Source organism: Fructobacillus parabroussonetiae, assembly GCF_018437265.1.
In the GTDB taxonomy this organism is placed as follows: Bacteria; Bacillota; Bacilli; order Lactobacillales; family Lactobacillaceae; genus Fructobacillus; species Fructobacillus parabroussonetiae.
Genome location: NZ_JAAMFL010000008.1, coordinates 41,619 through 60,384, shown reverse-complemented (window position 1 = coordinate 60,384; position 18,766 = coordinate 41,619). Strand labels below are relative to the sequence as shown.

At 48.5% G+C, this 18,766-nt stretch carries 20 protein-coding genes; 12 read left to right on the top strand and 8 right to left on the bottom strand.

Translation table 11 applies throughout. From position 1 onward, the window contains the following. The first annotated feature begins 78 nt into the window (after window positions 1–78). From G6R30_RS05205 to G6R30_RS05165, 9 genes are all read left to right on the top strand, one after another. A complete protein-coding gene (locus G6R30_RS05205) occupies window positions 79–1,308 on the top strand; it encodes a bifunctional folylpolyglutamate synthase/dihydrofolate synthase (RefSeq protein WP_213822168.1) in 1,230 nt (409 codons plus the stop codon). Then, entirely contained in the window at window positions 1,275–2,732 is a 1,458-nt protein-coding gene (locus G6R30_RS05200; protein ID WP_213822166.1) for an MFS transporter, read from the top strand. The genes G6R30_RS05205 and G6R30_RS05200 overlap by 34 nt, the downstream gene beginning before the upstream one ends. 48 nt (window positions 2,733–2,780) lie before the next feature. After that, window positions 2,781–3,395 carry a JAB domain-containing protein gene (locus G6R30_RS05195; RefSeq protein WP_213822164.1) on the top strand — a complete coding sequence of 205 codons (615 nt, stop codon included), beginning with the start codon at window positions 2,781–2,783 and terminating at the stop codon, window positions 3,393–3,395. Window positions 3,396–3,472: 77 nt separating this feature from the next. Next, on the top strand, window positions 3,473–4,441 hold the full coding sequence (locus G6R30_RS05190; RefSeq protein WP_213822162.1) for a gluconeogenesis factor YvcK family protein: 969 nt from the start codon (window positions 3,473–3,475) through the stop codon (window positions 4,439–4,441). Continuing rightward, complete coding sequence (gene whiA / locus G6R30_RS05185) at window positions 4,441–5,382, top strand: DNA-binding protein WhiA (protein ID WP_213822231.1); 942 nt, start codon at window positions 4,441–4,443, stop codon at window positions 5,380–5,382. Before G6R30_RS05190 ends, whiA begins: the two co-directional genes overlap by 1 nt. An 83-nt stretch (window positions 5,383–5,465) precedes the next feature. Further along, entirely contained in the window at window positions 5,466–6,074 is a 609-nt protein-coding gene (locus G6R30_RS05180; protein WP_213822160.1) for an ATP-dependent Clp protease proteolytic subunit, read from the top strand. A gap of 70 nt (window positions 6,075–6,144) precedes the next feature. Beyond that, window positions 6,145–7,140: a D-2-hydroxyacid dehydrogenase gene (locus tag G6R30_RS05175; RefSeq protein WP_213822158.1), complete on the top strand. Its 996-nt coding sequence runs from the start codon at window positions 6,145–6,147 to the stop codon at window positions 7,138–7,140. Window positions 7,141–7,196: 56 nt separating this feature from the next. Continuing rightward, window positions 7,197–8,375, top strand: coding sequence for a PTS sugar transporter subunit IIC (locus G6R30_RS05170; protein ID WP_238476804.1), 1,179 nt, complete (start codon window positions 7,197–7,199; stop codon window positions 8,373–8,375). Between the two features lie 81 nt (window positions 8,376–8,456). Beyond that, window positions 8,457–8,705: a hypothetical protein gene (locus tag G6R30_RS05165; RefSeq protein ID WP_213822154.1), complete on the top strand. Its 249-nt coding sequence runs from the start codon at window positions 8,457–8,459 to the stop codon at window positions 8,703–8,705. A 27-nt stretch (window positions 8,706–8,732) separates the two neighbouring features. On the opposite strand, the gene G6R30_RS05160 is transcribed toward G6R30_RS05165, so the two are convergent. The 8 genes from G6R30_RS05160 to G6R30_RS05125 form a co-directional block, all read right to left on the bottom strand. Beyond that, window positions 8,733–9,278, bottom strand: a complete 546-nt coding sequence (locus tag G6R30_RS05160; protein WP_213822153.1) for a hypothetical protein — start codon at window positions 9,276–9,278, stop codon at window positions 8,733–8,735. Window positions 9,279–9,297: 19 nt separating this feature from the next. Then, on the bottom strand, window positions 9,298–9,810 hold the full coding sequence (locus G6R30_RS05155) for a shikimate kinase (protein ID WP_213822152.1): 513 nt from the start codon (window positions 9,808–9,810) through the stop codon (window positions 9,298–9,300). A 3-nt stretch (window positions 9,811–9,813) separates the two neighbouring features. Then, complete coding sequence (locus tag G6R30_RS05150; RefSeq protein ID WP_213822151.1) at window positions 9,814–10,668, bottom strand: prephenate dehydrogenase; 855 nt, start codon at window positions 10,666–10,668, stop codon at window positions 9,814–9,816. A 3-nt stretch (window positions 10,669–10,671) separates the two neighbouring features. Next, window positions 10,672–11,943, bottom strand: a complete 1,272-nt coding sequence (gene aroA / locus G6R30_RS05145; RefSeq protein ID WP_213822149.1) for a 3-phosphoshikimate 1-carboxyvinyltransferase — start codon at window positions 11,941–11,943, stop codon at window positions 10,672–10,674. 9 nt (window positions 11,944–11,952) lie between these two features. Further along, entirely contained in the window at window positions 11,953–13,122 is a 1,170-nt protein-coding gene (aroC, locus tag G6R30_RS05140) for a chorismate synthase (RefSeq protein ID WP_213822147.1), read from the bottom strand. A 17-nt stretch (window positions 13,123–13,139) separates the two neighbouring features. Continuing rightward, window positions 13,140–14,582, bottom strand: coding sequence for an MFS transporter (locus G6R30_RS05135; protein ID WP_213822145.1), 1,443 nt, complete (start codon window positions 14,580–14,582; stop codon window positions 13,140–13,142). Window positions 14,583–14,973: 391 nt separating this feature from the next. After that, the gene (locus G6R30_RS05130) at window positions 14,974–15,714 is read right to left on the bottom strand and encodes a sulfite exporter TauE/SafE family protein (RefSeq protein WP_213822143.1); all 741 of its coding nucleotides are present in this window, start codon (window positions 15,712–15,714) and stop codon (window positions 14,974–14,976) included. A gap of 433 nt (window positions 15,715–16,147) precedes the next feature. Then, entirely contained in the window at window positions 16,148–16,657 is a 510-nt protein-coding gene (locus G6R30_RS05125) for an NUDIX domain-containing protein (RefSeq protein WP_213822141.1), read from the bottom strand. A gap of 140 nt (window positions 16,658–16,797) precedes the next feature. On the opposite strand from G6R30_RS05125, the gene tgt reads away from it, so the two are divergent. The 3 genes from tgt (at window position 16,798) to G6R30_RS05110 (ending at window position 18,746) form a co-directional block, all read left to right on the top strand. Continuing rightward, the gene (tgt, locus tag G6R30_RS05120) at window positions 16,798–18,015 is read left to right on the top strand and encodes a tRNA guanosine(34) transglycosylase Tgt (protein WP_213822226.1); all 1,218 of its coding nucleotides are present in this window, start codon (window positions 16,798–16,800) and stop codon (window positions 18,013–18,015) included. A gap of 45 nt (window positions 18,016–18,060) precedes the next feature. Further along, the gene (gene yajC / locus G6R30_RS05115; RefSeq protein ID WP_213822140.1) at window positions 18,061–18,387 is read left to right on the top strand and encodes a preprotein translocase subunit YajC; all 327 of its coding nucleotides are present in this window, start codon (window positions 18,061–18,063) and stop codon (window positions 18,385–18,387) included. A gap of 170 nt (window positions 18,388–18,557) precedes the next feature. After that, complete coding sequence (locus tag G6R30_RS05110; RefSeq protein ID WP_213822138.1) at window positions 18,558–18,746, top strand: hypothetical protein; 189 nt, start codon at window positions 18,558–18,560, stop codon at window positions 18,744–18,746. Window positions 18,747–18,766 lie beyond the last annotated feature (20 nt).

The window sequence follows — 18,766 nt, the reverse complement described above, 5'->3', positions numbered from 1 at the left end:
TGGATAAAATCAACAAGACCGTCTGTTATCAGACGGTCTTTGTGTTTATAATGAAGAGTAAGAAGGAAAGGAGGCGCCATGCGGATTGATCAAGCACTGACCTATATTCATTCGCGGCCAAAGGCTGGAAAAAAAGATAGTCAGGAACGGATGCAGGCCCTTCTTGCCACGTTAGATCACCCGGAGAAGCGTCTTCCAGAAGCAATTCACGTAACGGGTACAAATGGGAAGGGTTCTGTTTCGACCATGTTATCGGCGATTGCTCAAGCAGATGGTTTGAAGGTTGGGCTCTTTACCTCCCCGTATTTGGTCGTTTTTAATGACCGCTTTCAAATTAATGGGCAAAACATCTCAGATGACGAATTGGCTCGCTATACCGACCGTGTCCGAGTCGCCGCGGATGAAGTTGAAGAGCAATCTGATGGCCGACTCATCGTGACGGAATTTGAGGTGGTCACGGCGATCATGCTCTGCTACTTCGCAGACCAAGACTTAGACCTGGCCATCATCGAGGTCGGCATCGGCGGTCACTATGATTCGACCAATGTGTTAACGACAACGGCCGTGGCGGTTGTCACCTCGATTGCACTAGATCACCAAAAGCTGCTGGGTGATTGTTTGTCGGATATTGCCAGTCAAAAGGCCGGCATTATCAAGGCGGGCAAGCCAACGGTTCTGGGTGCTCATCTTCCAAAAGAGGCCGAATCCGTTATTCGACAGGTCGCCGATTCAAAGAAAAGTCCCGTCACCGTGGCTGGAGCAAACGGCCCCGAGTACAAAACGGCGTTAGTCGGTAGCTTTCAAAGAGAAAACGCCCAGACGGCGATTGCCGCCTACCGGGCCTTTCGACCGAATAGCAGGGCTGCGCTGATTCAAGAGGGTCTTCTACATGCCCAGTTACCTGGCCGTTTTGAAGAAATAATTTCTGGCGTCTTCCTTGACGGAGCCCATAATCCAGCCGGATTAGCGGCCCTCCAGAAAACGGTGCAGGAACGTTTCGACGGGCCCGTTGACTTTGTTGTGGGTGCCTTGGCTGATAAGCATTTGGAAGGGTCCTTACAACGTCTTGTCGAAGACCCGCGAATTCGCTTGCACCTCTTTGCTTATGATGGTTTACCTGGAAGAGCGGGGATGGACTTGTCCTTGTTCATGCCGAGTCAAGAAGCTTCCGTCATCCAAACGGTTGATGAAGCGCTTGCTTTAAAGAGAAAATCAAAAAGACCCTTAATTTTTACGGGTTCACTTTATTTTATTGCTGATGTTAGGAGGCAGTTATGTCAGATGAAAAAGTCCTCAGCCCAAAGCTGATTCTAAGTATCTTATCGATTGCGTTGATTGCCTTCACCGATATTATGTTGGAAACGGCTTTGAACGTTTCTTTCCCAGTATTGATGAAGAATCTACACGTGGATGCCGCGACCGTTCAGTGGTTGACCTCAGGGGTCATTTTGCTGACGTCGATGGTCATTATCATGTCCTCATGGTTAAAGGATCGGTTTAAGAACCGATCACAGTTCTTGGCTGCCGGAATCATTTCCTTGGTTGGAATCTTAATTGATGCCATCTCGAACCAATTCCCTTTGATCCTGTTCGGACGGCTTTTACAAGGTGTTGGCGCCGGTGTTGGTCTCCCTTTGATGAATAACGTGATTTTCGAGCAGGTTCCCGTTAATCGCCGGGGAACCATGGTTGGCCTCGCCTCGTTGATTGTTTCCTTCTCACCTGCCTTAGGCCCTGCCTTCGGTGGCTTTTTGACGGATGCCTTCGGCTGGCACATGATCTTTTGGGTTGTGATTCCAATCCAACTCTTCTCGCTCATTCTTGGTTGGTTGACCATTGAGCAGACGGTTAGCACGAAAAAAGTCCGCTTTGACCTTATCGGTTGGCTGCTCCTTTCGGCCTTCTTCATTGGCGGTTTGATCACGATCGACCGCTTTTCTGCCGACGGTCTCTGGAACTTGCCTAGCATGATTGCCCTTGCTGCCTTTGTCTTTGGTATTTTGGGTTACTACTTCTATGCCCGTAATGAAAAGGAACCTTTGCTCTCGCCAAAGATGTTTGCAAAGCCAATGTTTCGTTTAGCCGTTTTCTCGGCCTTTATCTTGCAGATGGTGAACTTGACCTTTAACTATGCCATTCCAATGGGCCTGCAGTTGATTTTGCATCAAAACTCCTCTGTGGCCGGTTTGGCCCTTTTCCCGGGTGCCCTCGGCCTGGCCTTTATGGCTGTTCTTTCTGGTAATCTCTATGATCGTTTCGGAGCCCGTTTACCAAACAACATCGGGTTGGCTTTGATCTTTGCTGGTGTGCTCTTTATGACGGTCCTGCCATTCACGGTACTAACGGCGACCCTTGGCTTTATCTTGATGCAGTTGGGTGTTGGCTTCTGGAATGGAAACAACATGACCAATGCCATTTCGAACATGGATCGCGAATTCCACAATGCCGGTAACTCAATCTTTGCTGCTGTTAACAATTATTCGGCAGCGGTTGGAATTGCTTTGGCTGCTTCGATTGTTTCGGTCTTCCAAAACAGTCATTCGGCAGACATGGCGAAAGGGACGTCGCTTGGTATTATGTGGACCTATATCATGGATTTGATTTTGGTTGTCATCGCGATGATGATGTCCTTAAAGGTTATGAAGATGACCAATCCCCGTGCCAACGATGGCCGTGTCGTTGCACGAATTCAAGCAAAGGTGAGCCAAGTTACCCGCTCGAACAAGAAATAATGAGTAAAAATTCCTGTTTTTTCGTATTACCTTATAAAGGAGGTTGACATGAAAAAACAGGTTTTTTCTTTTTACAAGGCCCTGGGGGAAGACGCGGCCGCTGAAAGCGCTCGTTTTAACCTCTATTTTCCAGAGGGTTACGATATGTTGTCGATGGATGCGGAGACGGAGGCCGACTTTGTGTCGGAGAATCCACGGGTCAATCGGGCGCTCTTACACGCGCTCTTTGCTGGGCAAATGATGAGCAAACACGCCCAAAAACGACTGATTTCTGCCAAGCATTCCGAGGCCTTTGGCCACTTTGCCCAGGCGGAACTTGGAACGTTAAAGCAGGAACAGGTCTTTTTGGCGCTTTTGAACACCCAGTTAGAGCTTATTAGCTGGGAGGTGGTCTTTGTCGGGACGTTAACGGAGGTATCGGCTTCACCACGGGAGATTTTTCAGCGAGCGCTACATAAAAACGCCTATGCAATGATCATTGCCCACAACCATCCCTCTGGCAAAGTGCAGCCGTCGGCTGCCGACCGTCTCTTTACTCGGCGCTTGCATGAACTCGGGCAGCTACTGGGCTTGCCCTTGCTGGATGCTTTCATTGTGACCAAGGATGCCTACTGGTCGCGGGTGGAAGAGGAGGGGCCCTTTGAGGAGTCAGACTTTGCATGAAAGCCTGACTTTTTGAGCCGTCCTTTCAAGGAAAATGGTAAACTAGAAAGGAAGATTCAAACGAAAGGGGCGATACGATGCCTTCAAAAGTCGTCATGATTGGTGGTGGCTCCGGTCTACCGGTCATCATTCAACCATTGGTCAAAGCAGATGTCGATTTAACCGCGATTGTCACCGTTGCAGACGATGGTGGTTCATCCGGTTTGCTGCGCGATTACGTGAACATTATTCCACCTGGGGATATCCGAAATATTTTAGTGGCTATGTCCACAGCCGACCAGGAATTGCTCGATTTGTTCCAATATCGTTTTCAAACACAGGATGATTTCTTAGCAAAACATGCGGTGGGCAATTTGCTGATAGCAGCCCTGACGGAAATGACGGGGGATGTTTCAGAAGCCATTGCCCGATTGGCCAATTATCTAAAGATTAAAGGCCAGGTCTATCCTGTTTCAAAGGAGGCCTTAGTTCTAAAGGCCGAAACCACAACGGGACAAGAATTATCCGGTGAAGCCGCCATTACAGCTGCGCATCAGGCACTGGACCATGTTTGGGTGGGCCCATCGACCAAGGATCAGAAGATTCAAGCCAATCCGGAGGCCGTCGATGCCATTTTGTCCGCTGACATGATTGTTTATGGTCCGGGTTCGCTCTTCACGTCGATTTTGCCAAACATTGTGGTTCCTGGGATTAAGGAAGCCTTGCAGGCAACGCCTGCAAAACAGGTTTACATTGCCAATATCATGACCCAAAAGGGGGAAACGGACGCCTATACGGATGCCCAACACCTGGCAGTTTTGAACCGTCATTTGGGAAAGCCAATGGTCGATGCTGTTTTGACGAACCAAAGCGAAGTGCCCGATGACTTTGTCGATTACCAGCGCTGGGGTGAAATCGCCACGCAGGTAAAACAAGATCCAGAGGGCATTGAAGACGAGGGGGCCAGCGTGGTTTCCCGTGATTTCTTGCTGCTTCGAGACGCCGGTGCCTTTCACGATGGGCAAAAAGTGGCGGATGTTTTGCTGTCGCTATTGGAGCGCCCATGATGTCTTTTGCTGCGGAAGTGAAAAAAGAATTGACCGGTCGAATCGTTTCGGACGATGCCGCTAAACCTGAGTTAGCCGCTCTTCTTCAAATGAACGGTGTCACGACTTTGGGATTTGAGCAGGAGATTCGCGTGCAAACGGATAATCCGGCGATTGCTCGGCGGATTTTTAGTCTTATTCGTCAATCATACCCGGCGGCGGATGTCGACTTTAACGTAAAGCAACAGTTTGCCCTATCGGAGCACAAAGTCGTGACGGTGGTTTTGCACTCACAGGTCGAAGAAATTCTAGAAGACCTTGGGGTCGATCCCTTTGGCCTTGACCAATCGGTACCCGCCTGGCTCTTAAATACGGAAGATAAACGGGCGGCCTTTTTACGCGGGGCCTTTCTTGCGGCCGGCTCCGTTAATTCGCCCGAAAGGTCCAATTACCATTTGGAAATTTCGACGGGTCAGGAAGGCTTGGCCGAACAGTTACTTGATTTAATTCAGGACTTTCTCATGCCGGTTAAGATGATTAACCGGTCCAAACACTACGTTTTGTACATGAAACGCTCCGATAAGATTGTTGAATTCATGAAGCTGATTGGCGCAACGGCCACGATGCTTCGTTTTGAAGACGTCCGTTTGGCCAAAGACATGCGAAATTCGGCGAACCGGATGATGAATGCTGACATGGCCAATTTGCAAAAGGTCGCGAACGCTGCAAACGCCCAGGTCCAAACCATCTTGACGATTCAATCGGAAATTGGGGACCTGGAAGAACTACCCGCTAAGTTAGCCGACTTTGCCCGGGCACGTCTCGAACACCCGGATGCCTCGCTGACAGAAATTGGGGATTACCTCGAAATTTCAAAGTCCGGCGCCAACCACCGGATGCGAAAATTAAAAGAACTGGCGAAGCAGATTGATGAAGGAACTTTTCAAATCGATCAGTTATAAAAGGGGCGAAAGCCTCTTTTTGTTTTAGAAAGAAAGCGATTTGCGTTACAATAGAATACTAAAGAAGATAAAAGGAGATTACTATGTGGCCAGGTGTTATTGAACAAACTGCAAATGGACGCGAGTCTTACGACTTGCCCTCACGACTTTTAAAGGATCGGATTATTCTGGTGCAAGGTGAGGTTGAAGATAGCATGGCAACGTCCATCGTTGCCCAACTGCTCTTCTTGGAAGCACAGGACCCTGACAAGGAAATTTCCATGTACATCAACTCACCGGGTGGCTCAGTTACCGCTGGTTTGTCGATCACGGATGCCATGAACTTTATTAAGGCACCGGTGACGACAATCGTCATGGGCTTGGCCGCTTCGATGGGAACGATTATCGCCTCATCCGGTGAAAAAGGGCACCGTTTCATGTTGCCAAACGCCGAGTACTTGATTCACCAACCAATGGGTGGGGCTGCCGGTGGTACGCAACAGTCTGACATGGCCATCATTGCCGAACAATTAACAAAGACTCGTAACAAGTTGAACAAGATTTTGGCCGATAATTCGGGCAAGGATTTGAAGACCATTGCACGAGATACCGAACGTGACTACTGGATGTCAGCCGAAGAAACCTTGAATTACGGATTAATTGACGGCATTATGGAAAAAGCTGGTGAAAAGCCAGTAACCTTGAAGAAATAAGCACGAGGCCTAGCACCAGGCTTGTGTTTGACGTATAATGAACATATAGAAAATATTTGGAGGACGAATCATGAAAGTTTTTGCTTACGGAATTCGTGAAGATGAAAAGCCAGCCTTGAAGGACTGGGAATCACAGAACCCTGACGTTGAGGTGGAATACACTGACCAACTCTTGACGCCTGAAACAGCCAAGATGGCAAAGGGTGCTGATTCAGCTGTTGTATACCAACAATTGGACTACACGAAGGAAACGTTGGAAGCATTGGCAGCTGTTGGTGTGAAGAACATGTCACTCCGTAACGTTGGTACGGACAACATCGACTTTGACGCAGCAAAGGCCTTGGGATTCAACATCTCAAACGTTCCCGTTTACTCACCAAACGCCATTGCAGAACACTCAATGATTCAATTGTCACGTTTGCTTCGTCGTACGAAGCCAATGGATGCTAAGGTCGCTAAGCACGACTTGCGTTGGGCACCAACTATCGGCCGTGAAATGCGCATGCAAACGGTTGGTATCATCGGTACTGGTCACATTGGTCGCGTTGCCATCAACATCTTGAAGGGCTTCGGCGCTAAGGTGATTGCATACGACAAGTTCCCTAACCCTGAATTGCAAAAGGAAGGCTTGTACGTTGACACGTTGGACGAATTGTACGCCCAAGCAGATGCCATTTCATTGTACGTGCCTGGTGTTCCTGAAAACGATCGCATGATCAACAAGGAATCAATTGCCAAGATGAAGGACGGCGTGGTTATCGTTAACTGTGCCCGTGGTAACTTGATGGACATCGATGCCGTTATCGACGGTTTGAACTCTGGTAAAATCTCTGACTTTGCCATGGATGTTTATGAAAAAGAAGTTGGTCTCTTTAACAAGGATTGGTCTGGTAAGGAATTCCCAGATGCTAAGATCGCTGACTTGATTGCCCGTGAAAACGTTTTGGTTACGCCACACATCGCCTTCTACACGACAAAGGCTGTTTCTGAAATGGTTCACCAATCATTTGATGCTGCGGTATCTTTTGCTAAGGGTGAAACACCAGCAATCGCTGTTAAGTATTAATAGCTAGGCTAGGCCCCAGGCACATGCCTTTGGGGCCTTTTTTAGAGGAGAGAATAATGTCTGAAAACGTAATGCCAGAAAGCAAGCCATTGCCTGTCTTTTCTGGAAAGGAAAACCTACACTTGAAGGATTTCTTCTTCAAGGTCTTGTCAGGTTCCGCTAACGGAATTTTGATTGGTGTTTTGCCATCTGCCGTGATGAAGTACATCATCCAGTATTCTGGAATGGGTAATACACAATGGGGGGCTGACTTTTCAGCCATCTTGACGCTCTTTACGTCAATGATTCCATTTTTGATTGGTATGGCCGTTGCCATGAACTTTAAGATGAAGATCTTGGATACGGGTGTTGTGGCTTTGGCGACAATGGTTGCCTCAAAGTCCGTGCTTTGGGGAATGGCAAAGGCTGGAACGGTTAACCCCGTGACCCATAAGGCCCTTGCAACGCCAACACGCCTTTACATGGTATCGGGTGCCGGTGATGTGATTAACGCCATGATCGTTGCGGCCATCGCCGTTTTGGTTATCTGGGCCGTGTCGCGTTACTTAAACGGCTTTGGCTCTGTTGCCATTATCTTGTCCCCAATCTTGATTGGTGGTGGCGTTGGTTTGCTTGGTAAGGAGATTGCCCCGACGGTCGGAAAGTTTACGACTTGGATTGGTGATATCGTTGAATCATTTACGAAGTTGGCCCCAGTGCCAATGGCCATCTTGATTGCCATGGCCTTTGCTGTCATCATTGTGACGCCAATCTCGACGGTTGGAATCGCCTTGGCCATTAACTTGACTGGTATCGGTTCTGGTGCTGCTGCTATGGGTGTTGTCGCAACGACGGTTGTCTTGTTGATTAACTCATGGTCAGTTAACAAGAAGGGAACGACGGTTGCCATCTTCTTGGGTGCCATGAAGGGCATGATGCCTTCTGTCTTCAAGAAGCCTGTGACGCTTTTGCCATTCATGTTTGCCGCTGCTTTGTCTGGTATTCCTGTTGCGCTCTTTAACGTACAGGGAACGGCCATTACGGCTGGATTTGGTTACATCGGTATGGTGTCACCATTGCAATCCATGATTAAGGATGCAGCGATCCCATCAACGGTGATGGATAACTTTGTTTCACCCGTTGTTGCTTTGATTGCTTGGTTCGTTGTCCCAGTGATCGCCGGTGTGCTGGCACAAATCATCTTCTCAAAGATGTTGAAGCTTTATCAGCCAGCTGACTTTAAGCAAGATTTGTAAAATGCTTCAAATGAAAAAGTCGTTCTTTGAACGACTTTTTTTGTTATGATGACAATAAGAATAGTCAATTGAGGAGTCAGCATGTTTCCAGTTATGAAAAATGTTTTATTACGAGGTGCCGGTGTCACGCGTGTTCGTCCAACTCGAACGAGCCGCTCTTACCGTCGTCGTTCCACTGGTTTTGGTGGCGGCTTTGGTCGTTGGATCGCTCGCGGGCTCTTCTGGAGCTTGGGTTGGCACATTGGGGCCGAATTGGCCTCTTTCTTTGGCTTCTTTGGTTTGATCATTATCATTATTCTGGTTCTCTGGTTTGTGAGAAGAAGACGATAAAAAAGCGAACGCTTGGCGTTCGCTTTTTTATTTGATTTGATAGAGGCACCAAATCATTTCTGGTTGGAAACGGGCAATGATTTGATGTTTTGCCTGCAGTTTTTGTTCGGCGTTTTGACTGAAGATGGCGTATTGGTGCAGCCCTTTTAAAAAAGCATCAGCAGCCAGTGGCTTGGCGGGGACATAGTCGATCGTCAGGCTGCGCTGTTCTTGTTTGGCAAAGTCTTGAAGAAGGGCCGTGGTTGTTTTGTGGCTGACGGCTTTGCCATTTTTTTGTTCGGTGTTTTCAACTAAAAGCATTTCCATGGTCGGTGCCGCCCAGGTCTTTTGAATGGTTAGTTCTTGCCAATGGGCGTAGTGCTGGCTGGTCCAGCTGTCACCAGCAGGTCCTTGATAGCCAACCGGCACCAGAAAGTAGTCACCTCGGTACTGCGTTAGCTGCGCATAAATCGAAGCAAAATCAGGGTGTAGCTGAATGGTTACGTTCTGATAGTGGGGGTCTTCATCCTTTAGATGGTTAGCAACTAAATTGGCATCGGTTTCAGCTGGACCCAGTGTGTGGAGTATGGCCATATGCGAGTCCTTTCCTTTATCAAGCGTTTTGAAGACGGTCGATAATCTCTTCTGCGATGGTTTCGGGTGTCTTTTGGTCGACGTTGACGATGATATCAGCGGTTTTTCGGTAGAAGACTTCCCGGGAAGCCTTGAGTTTGCTTAGGTCTTCGGCTGTCTTATCAGCTAGGATGGGGCGTTTTTGCCAATCTTCGGCTGAGAGGTTTTCTAGCGTGGTTTTGTCAGAGGCCTGTAGCCAAACGACCGGACGCTTGTCTGCCCGCAAGAGTGCTTGATTGACCACTTGGCAGGCCGTGCCCCCGCCAGTTGCTAAGACATTATCCGTGGATAAGTGCCGGGCTAACAACTCCTTTTCCACTTGTCGAAAGGCGCTTTCCCCCTTTTCGTTGAAGTAAGAAGGGATGCTTTGACCCAAGTGTTTTTCGATGGCATCGTCTAGGTCATAGAAGGGTTGCCCTAAGACTTTGGCAAGGGTGGTGCCGACGGTTGTCTTTCCGGCGCCCATGAAGCCAATCAGTATTGGATTTTTCATCTGTTACTCCTTTTCCATTTGGCGGCGGGCTGCCTGAGCCGTCGTTAAATCCTTGAATAATGCATCGGCGTTTTGATCCGCAATGGCCTGCTTTAACCGGCCAATTTCCTTTTCAAAGTCGTCGAGCGAGGCTAAGATCTGTTGGGGGTTGGACAAGAAGACGCTGGTCCACATCGTGGCGTCGGCTTTGGCGATTCGGGTGGCATCGAGAAAACCGGCGGCCGGCTTGCCCCAGTCAACAGCTGAGGCTTCGCGGGCCTTGTTAACCGTGGAAGCGAGCGCAAAGGCGACCATGTGTGGCAAATGAGAGGAGGCGGCGACGATTTGATCGTGACTGGCCGCATCCACAAGGCGAAAGTCAAAGTTAGCCGCTGACAGCAGATTTTGAAAGCTGCTCAGCTGTTCTTGACTGCTGTTTTCTTGAATTAAGAAGTAGGTGTGGTTGACCAATCGTTTTGTATCCACGTTTTTGGCGCCGGTTAAGTGCGAGCCGGCCATCGGGTGACCGGCCAAAAAGGCGACGCCCTTTGCCATTAGGGCCTGGGCGCTTTCTTCGATTTGGACTTTGGACGAACCGACGTCTGAGACGAGCACGTTGTCTTTTAAGGAAAGGTCGGCCAGTTCTTTTAGCCGCAGGCAGATGGCCGCGACGGGTGAAGCCAAGAGGATGATGTCCGCGTTTTTCGCACCGTCTTCAAAGGAACTGGCAGCATCCAATACGCCCTGCTCTTTCATATAAAGCAAGTTTTCGGGATTCAAATCGTTGGCGATGATGCGTGTCGTTGGATGGTTTTTCTTGATGAAAGTTGCCAGGCTAGCGCCAATCAGCCCCAGCCCGTCGATAAAGACAGTGGTCATGAGTTATTCCTTTATGAGTGTGTGCAAATCGCTTGTAAAAGTCGGGTAGGAGACAGCCATGCAGTCGGCATCTTTGATGGTGACGGTTTGGTCAACCAGCAGGGAAGCGACTTGTAAGGTCATGGCAATCCGGTGATCACCAAAGGAGTCGAGTGCTGCGTTTTGAACTTGCAATGGTCGGCCACCGGTGATAATCAGGCCATCCGGTTTTTCTTCGATGGCAGCGCCGAGCTTTCCTAATTCCGAGCGGATGGCGGTCAGACGGTCCGATTCCTTAACTCGAAGCTCTTGTGCACCAGAGATGGTAGAAACCCCGTCAGCCGCCGTTGCTAGAAGGGCTAATACCGGAATTTCATCAACGAGGGCGGGGATGTCTGCTTCTTTTATATGAAAAGGCTTGAGAGGCCCAGCTTTGACGGTTAAGTTGGCCATGGGTTCGCCAGGCTGGTCGATGCCTTCGATTGTTAAATCAGCCCCCATTTCTTGCAAGACACGAATGATGCCGTCACGGGTTGGGTTGAGACCAACGCGTTCGATGGTGACCTCAGAACCCGGCACAATGGCAGCAGCGACCAGGAAGAAGGCGGCCGAGGAAATGTCGGCGGGGACTTCGATTTGCTGACCAGTGAGTGGGTGACCGGGATGAATGGTAATCAAATGGTTCTTCTTATCGATGGACTCAGGAGAGAAGAGCTTGAGCATCTTTTCGCTGTGGTCGCGGGAGGGCAGGGGTTCTTCAATTGTCGTGTCCGACTGTGCGGTCAGGGCTGCCAAAATGATGGCCGACTTGACCTGAGCCGAGGCGATTGGCAGGCGGTAGTGGATGCCATGGAGAACCTCGCCATTGATTACCATTGGCAAGTGGCCGTCTGTGGCCATCATCCTGCCGTTCATTTGAGAAAGTGGCGTGATGACACGGCCCATCGGGCGCTTTGACAAGGAGGCATCGCCCAATAGTTGACTGTCGAAGAGCTGGCCGGCCAAGAGCCCGGCTAGCAAGCGGGTGGATGTCCCAGAGTTTTGCATGTTTAGCGGCTCTTGGCTTTCTTTTAAGCCCTGCATACCGACACCGTCGATGATCAGGTGCTTGCCCTCTTCTTCAATGTGGACGCCCATCTGACGAAAGGCCTGAAGGGTGGCCAGACAGTCGTTTGAACGAAGAAAGTTCGAAACGGTCGTCTTGCCTTCTGCAATCGCACCGAAGATAATGGCTCGGTGGGAGATGGATTTATCACCAGGAACCTGAATGGTTCCTTGTAAAGTCGGAATTGTCATAAGTACTCCTTAGAAGTTCAGCAACTCGTTTCGGTAATCGGCAACTTGCTTTTTTAACCGGTCCATCTGGGAACCGTCGAAAGTCTCACAGATGGCCTTGGCCAATTCGATGGCGACAACGGCTTCGATGACAATGGAAGCGGGGACGATGGCGGTCGTATCCGATCGCTCCACCGTTGCCTTCCTGATTTCCTTTGAGTTGATGTCAGCCGATTGGGGGGGCTTGTATAGGGTTGGAATTGGTTTCATGGCTGCTTTGACGATGACGGGCATGCCGTTTGTCATGCCACCTTCAAAGCCGCCCAAGTGGTCGGAGTTACGGGTGAAGCCCTTGCCTTTTTCCCAGTCGATTTCGTTCATGACCTGCGATCCTGGTCGGACGGCGTTTTCAAAGCCGTCGCCAATTTCACAGCCTTTCATGGCGTTGACACCAACGACTGCGCCGGCGACTTTGGCATCGAGCTTGGTATCCCAGGAGGTGTAGGAACCCAAGCCGGCGGGAAGGTTTTCGGCAACGACGCGAATGACCCCACCAAGGGTGTCACCATCGCGCTTGGCCTGGTCGATTCGCTGGTGAATTTCAGCGACCTTCCCTTGGTCCAAAATGCGCAAGTCGTTGGCTTCGATACTTTTTTCAATGGTAGTCACGTCTGTTGAAAGATTACCGGCAGCTTCGATGCCACCAATCGATTCAACGTGGCCGACAATCTTAACACCCAGGGCTTCTAAGACCTGTTTGCAGATGTTACCAACTGCTACTTGCATGGCCGTTTCACGGGCTGATGAACGTTCCAAGACGTTTCGCATGTCCCGGTGGCCGTACTTCATCCCACCGACTAGGTCGGCATGACCAGGCCGGGGGCGGGAGACGGCTCGTAAGGTGTTCTCGGCATTGGCTGGAGTAACCGGATCCATGATTTTTGACCACTGGGCATGGTCGCGGTTTTTAACGGTTAATGCAATCGGTGAGCCCAAAGTCACGCCGTGTCGAACACCGCCGGTGATGATGACTTGGTCGTGTTCAATTTTTTGACGGTTACCACGACCGTAACCACCCTGGCGGGCGGCTAGTGCGGCGTTGATTTCATCGATGTCTAAGTGAAGACCAGCGGGGATGCCAGTCAAAATGCCGGATAATTCGGGACCGTGTGATTCACCTGCAGTTAAGTAATTGATCATGTTTTTTCCTCTTGTTTTTATTCTTTGTTGTTATGGTGTGCTTTGGCTCTTTGATAGGCTCTGGACTGTGCCATCATTGTCTGCCAGATGGCTTGGTTATATGAAATGAGTGCTTTGTTGTGACTGTTTTTGGCAATCTTTTCGAGCACTTTTTCCTCTCTTGAAGCATCCAAGACCGGTAGTTCCTGTTTTTGCTTAAGGGCAATGACTGCATCGACGGCTTGAAAACGTTTTTCGACTAAGCGGAGCAGCTGATGATCGATTCGATCAATCACTTTCCGGGCTTCTTTTAACGATGGTGCTTCTTTTGGAAAGAAAGCTTGGATAATGAGTGCGGCGGCTAGTCCAATAAGGGCCACAATTACGTCGCCCACCATCAGGTTAGCCTTTCCTTGGGCCACCAGCCAACCAGTGATGAGTGGGACGGTAAAGGAGGCCAGCGAACCAAAGGAAAAGAAGAGGCCAGTTAAGAGTCCCTTTTTCTTCGGGTAAAGTCGAAGGAGGGTGGCCAGGGCCATTTGCATCAAGCCGGCTGCTGCGGAAAAGCCAAAGGTGAAGCAGGCGACCATGGAAAGACTTTCTTGCGTTGAGAAGGCAATGATGATGAGGCTGAGCAAGGAAAGGATGTTTTGGAAAAGAAATAGGCGGTTAGCAACGGCCTTGATTCGAAGGAGAATTAAGGTTAACAAAACCCCTGAAATCGAACCAAGACTGTAGAGTGAAAGGAGAAGGTGGGCCGTGGTATTACCAAAGTCGATGTTTTTTGCAAAAATGGAAATCCACTGGGTAAACCAGATCATGACGGCCATGGATGTATAACCGTATAGGAGTAAGGCGGCCGTGACGAGCACTTTCTTACCAGTGTTCAGCTGAACTTTTTGAATATTTTCATTCTCTTTAGTTACCGACTTTGGGAAAGTCAAAAAGGTCACATTGATGAGGTTGGCCATTAAAATAACGGCTGGCAATAGGAAGGAAAGTCCGAACCACCAATTTTCTTGATTGGCCGTTAGGACAATGACTGGAAGAATGAATTCCGCGGAAGACATGAAGGCCTTTAAGCTAACCGAGTTGGCCTTTTGATTGCCCCTTAACTCGGAAAGAATTGGGTAAGCGGCTGAATCTAGGGCGGAATTGGCAATCCCGGCTAGAATCGAAAGACCATAGGCGATTGGGATGCTCTCATTAACTGGACTGGCGATAAAGAAGATGAGGTAAGACAACATCCCAAAGAGAAGAATTTTCTTACGGCCGACTTTGTCGGAGAGGAAGCCCATGGAAAGGTAAGCGGCTAGCCGGCCGATGCCAATACCGGAAAGAACAAAGGAAGCGGTCGCTAGTGTTGAATGCCAGTTACTGGCAAGTTGTGTCAGGTTTTGTGTCAAAATGATCAGCCCACAACCGTGAACAAAGTAGTTCAGGAAAAGGCTGAATTTTAGACGAAAGTTGCTAATTTGCATAAGAACTCCTGTTTTATTGAATAAAAAAGGCCGACTAGGGAAACCCTAGTCGGCTCATGAATTGTGTGGAAAAAAATTCCAGAACAAATTGATCAATCGCTGACTAGGATGTGCACCTAGTCAGCCAAGTTAAAAATGACTCTTACTACCTAGATGCGAACGTGTCGGCACGTCCGCATCGAATCCGGACGTGCTATCTAAAGTAATAAAAGCCGTAATAACGGTTCATCATAGTAACGTTGATTGATTTCATGTTCGGAATTCCTTTCCTGAAGTTGTTTTTATTAAAACACGGAAATGAATTTTTGACAAGCACTTTTTAATTTTTTACTCATAAAAATCAGTGATTATCTAATAAAAAACGCTATCGAATGGGATAGCGGAACTTTTATTAAAAGAATAAATTCAGGCCAAAATAAATAATGACTAGCCCGATAAAGGGCGAAAGCGCTTTGTTTAATTTCTTTTGGTCAAAAAGGCGAAGAACGAGTGGCGTTAGGATGGAGCCCAAGACGCCACCTATCATGAGAAAAAGCCCAGCTGTCCAGGAGATGGGCGATCCGGCGAGAAGGTGGCTTGCCAAGCCAACAATGGCGAGCACCCAAAGAATGTAGGTGGTCGTCCCCGTTGCCCGGACGGCTGGCAGACCGATGATGGTCAAGCCAGCAACGACGGCTGAGCCGCCAGAAAGACCGCCAAAACCAACCATCAAACCAGCGAGTGCACCAAATAACAGGGCGACTTTGGAATGTTCATTGACCACTTGGGTCTTTTTCTTTTTGAAAAGATTCTTATAGAGCACGAGGCAGCCCATAAAGGTAAGCAAGGAACCAACAGCTGGTCGATAAACCGTTACTGGTATGAACTTGGCGATTGCCGTCCCGATGATAATGCCGGGGATGGCCACTAAGATGAGGCGATTGCCGATGGTTAAATCAACGTTTTTGAGCTTTAGCTGCGTTAAAAATCCTGAAAAAAGCGCAAAGACGGCGATGAAAAGGGAGGTTGGAACGGCCATTTCCGTTGACATCGCCAGGGTGCTCGTCAGCACGCCCAGATAAAAAGTCGCTCCGCCACCACCAATGAGGGTAACAAAACAACCAATTAAAAAGCCGTAAAGAATGGTAATCATTATTTTTCTCGATTCATTAAAAGATTAGTACTTCTACTTATACTTTATCAGCTCTTTGTCATCAAAACAAAAACGACCGCTCGGTCGTTTCTAGTCGGTTCTCGTGACAGCTTGAAATCAAAGCATTTTTCGGTTGACTACAGGTAAAGTTTTAGGAATATCACTTGTTTCATGTCCCAGGTTGATGAGACCGGGGGCCAAATTATGCTGAACGGTTGGGTCCAGTTGTTTTCGTTGTAATCAGATGAAAAGAGAATAAATCGAGATACTGGTAGACAGAAATACTAGGAAGTACTGTCACGTTTTCGACAACATCATATTAACATATTTTAAAAAGTTGACAAGTTATTTTAAAATGTTATACAAAATAAAGGAGAATGTACGATTACTCCCGCAATCAAAAAACCAGCTTGCGCTGGTTTATTTTTGATCATTATTTTTTGGCTGGTTCACGGAGCCAGGGTTGTTCGTTTTCTTCATTAATCGTTAAGATTCGCTCTAAGGTGTTTTGGGCAGCCGGTACGAACATGGTTGGGCGAGGGTTTACTGGAACGAAGGAAACGGCTAATGTCTCGTCGCCATCAGCCTTTAGTTGATCGGCGGATTTTCCGTCAACAAGCTTCACTTCAAAGCCCATTGAAATGGTTTCTTGTTCATCACCCCAAGAATTCTTTGGATTGACGTGTGTGGCCATACCAAGCATGCGCACGACTTCAACATCGAGGTTGGTTTCTTCCTTGAATTCGCGCACGACAGCTTGCATTGGGGATTCGCCGTATTCCAGGAAACCTCCCGGAAAGCCATAACCGACCTTGCTGTCACCACGTTTTTCCAAAAGAATGGCGTCGTGTTTCTCATTCCAAAGGACACCGAAAGCCGAGTTAAAAATCATGCCTTCGTGTCCGACTTTTGCACGCATGCGCGCGATGTAATTTTCTTCCATGCTGTTGTTCCTTTCGATTGCCATGCTTTTAAATCTGCGGTTATCATAACGCGGATTGCAGGAAGAAACAACAGCGGGGGCTTTGTCCTGAAGGAGACCGTGTTACAATGGTTTTAGCAAATAATTCGAGTAGGTGCATGATGAAAGAGCAAAAACCAGCTGTTTGGTATGAACATCTCCATACTGAAAAATACACCGGTGCCCGTCGTGGGCGCCTGCACACCCCCCACGGGGTGTATGAAACCCCAATGTTTATGCCCGTTGGGACACAGGGAGCGGTCAAGGGTGTTAACACACGAACACTTAAGGAAATCGGCTCACAATTCATTTTGGCCAATACCTACCATCTTTGGGTACGTCCAGGTGATGAATTAATTGCCGAGGCAGGCGGCCTTCACAAATACATGGGCTGGGACCAGGCCATTTTGACTGATTCGGGCGGCTTTCAGGTCTTTTCTCTTTCGGATGCGCGTAAGCTGAAGGAAGAGGGCGTGACTTTTCAAAACCACGTGAACGGGGACAAGATGTTTTTGTCACCTGAAGTGGCCATGCGAATCCAAAACAACCTTGGTTCTGACGTCATGATGCAGTTGGACGAAGCCATTCCTTACTTTGAAACCTATGATTACATTAAGGATTCCATGCAACGTTCGCTGCGTTGGGCCGACCGTGCTCAGCAGTACCATCAAAAAACGGACAGCCAGGCCCTCTTTGGGATTGTGCAAGGTGCCGGATTCAAGGACTTGCGAACGGAATCAGCCAATGAATTGGTGAAGATGGACTTGCCGGGCTATGCGGTTGGGGGCCTATCCGTTGGGGAGTCGAAAAAGGAAATGAACCGGGTCTTGGACTTTACGGTGCCGCTTTTGCCAGAAGACAAGCCCCGTTACTTGATGGGCGTGGCAGCACCGGATTCCTTGATTGACGGCGTGATTCGCGGGATCGATATGTTTGACTGTGTCCTGCCAACACGCATCGGTCGAAAGGGAACCTTGATGACTTCAAAGGGACGGGTGGTAATTAAAAACGCCCGTTACAAAAAGGACTTTTCCCCCATTGATCCAGACCTAACCTACTATTCGGACAACCCCATCCGAAAAGAGCAGTTTGGTAATTTAGCGCAATATGACTTGCCAAATTACAGTCCTTATCAAAATCTATCACGTTCTTATTTGCACCATCTCTTTAATGCAAACGAACGCTTGGGTGCCCAAATCGCATCCGAACATAACTTGCGTTATCTCCTCCACTTGATGGAAGAGATGCGAACAGCGATCGAAGAAGATCGCCTGCTGGAATTCCGCGAACAGGTCTTAGAAGACTACGGCTATAACAAAAAGAACGCCCGCCTTTTCTAAAATCTGATACAATGTATTCAATAATTAAAAGAAGGAAGTAACTTTATGCAAAGCTTTATCCTACCCCTTGTCCTTGTCGTTGTGATGATCTGGTGGATGTCTCGTTCACAAAAGAAGCAACAGGCACGCCAAGCTGAAATGAAGAACCAAATGGTAAAGGGCTCCGACGTTGTGACAATTGGTGGTTTGCACGCCAAAGTCGACCGCGTTAACGAAGCCGAAAAGACCGTTGATTTGGACTGTGAAGGCGTTATCTTGACTTTTGAATTGACAGCCATTCGTTCCGTTAAGAACGCAGAAGCTGCAAAGACTGAAGAAACGGCTCAACCTGCTGAAGAAGCTCAGTCAGCTGATGATAAGAAGGAAGACTAATTGTCTTTCGATGAAGGCCACCGAAAAGGTGGTCTTTTTTTGTATTTTAGACAAAGAAAGACACTTTGTATAAGATTGGTTCAAGGCCGCCAAAAGGGTCACGGAGATGCTATAATGCAGGCGAAGAATTCTTTTCGAGCAACACCTTGTCATGACGGATTGGAGCTTTTATGTCGGCTATTTACCTTCGTGCCCTGATCGCTTGCTTTTTAATTATTGGGGCCGCTTTCACCATCCTTTTTTATCCAGCCGTTTGTCAGACGGTCCCGGGCTTTTTGACCCTTTTGCTGGTCTTGTTAGGGGCCTTTCTACTCATCTTCTCCCTTTTTTCCAGTCGGCAACATGACGATTCCTTGTAAAAATGGTGCGAAAGTCATTT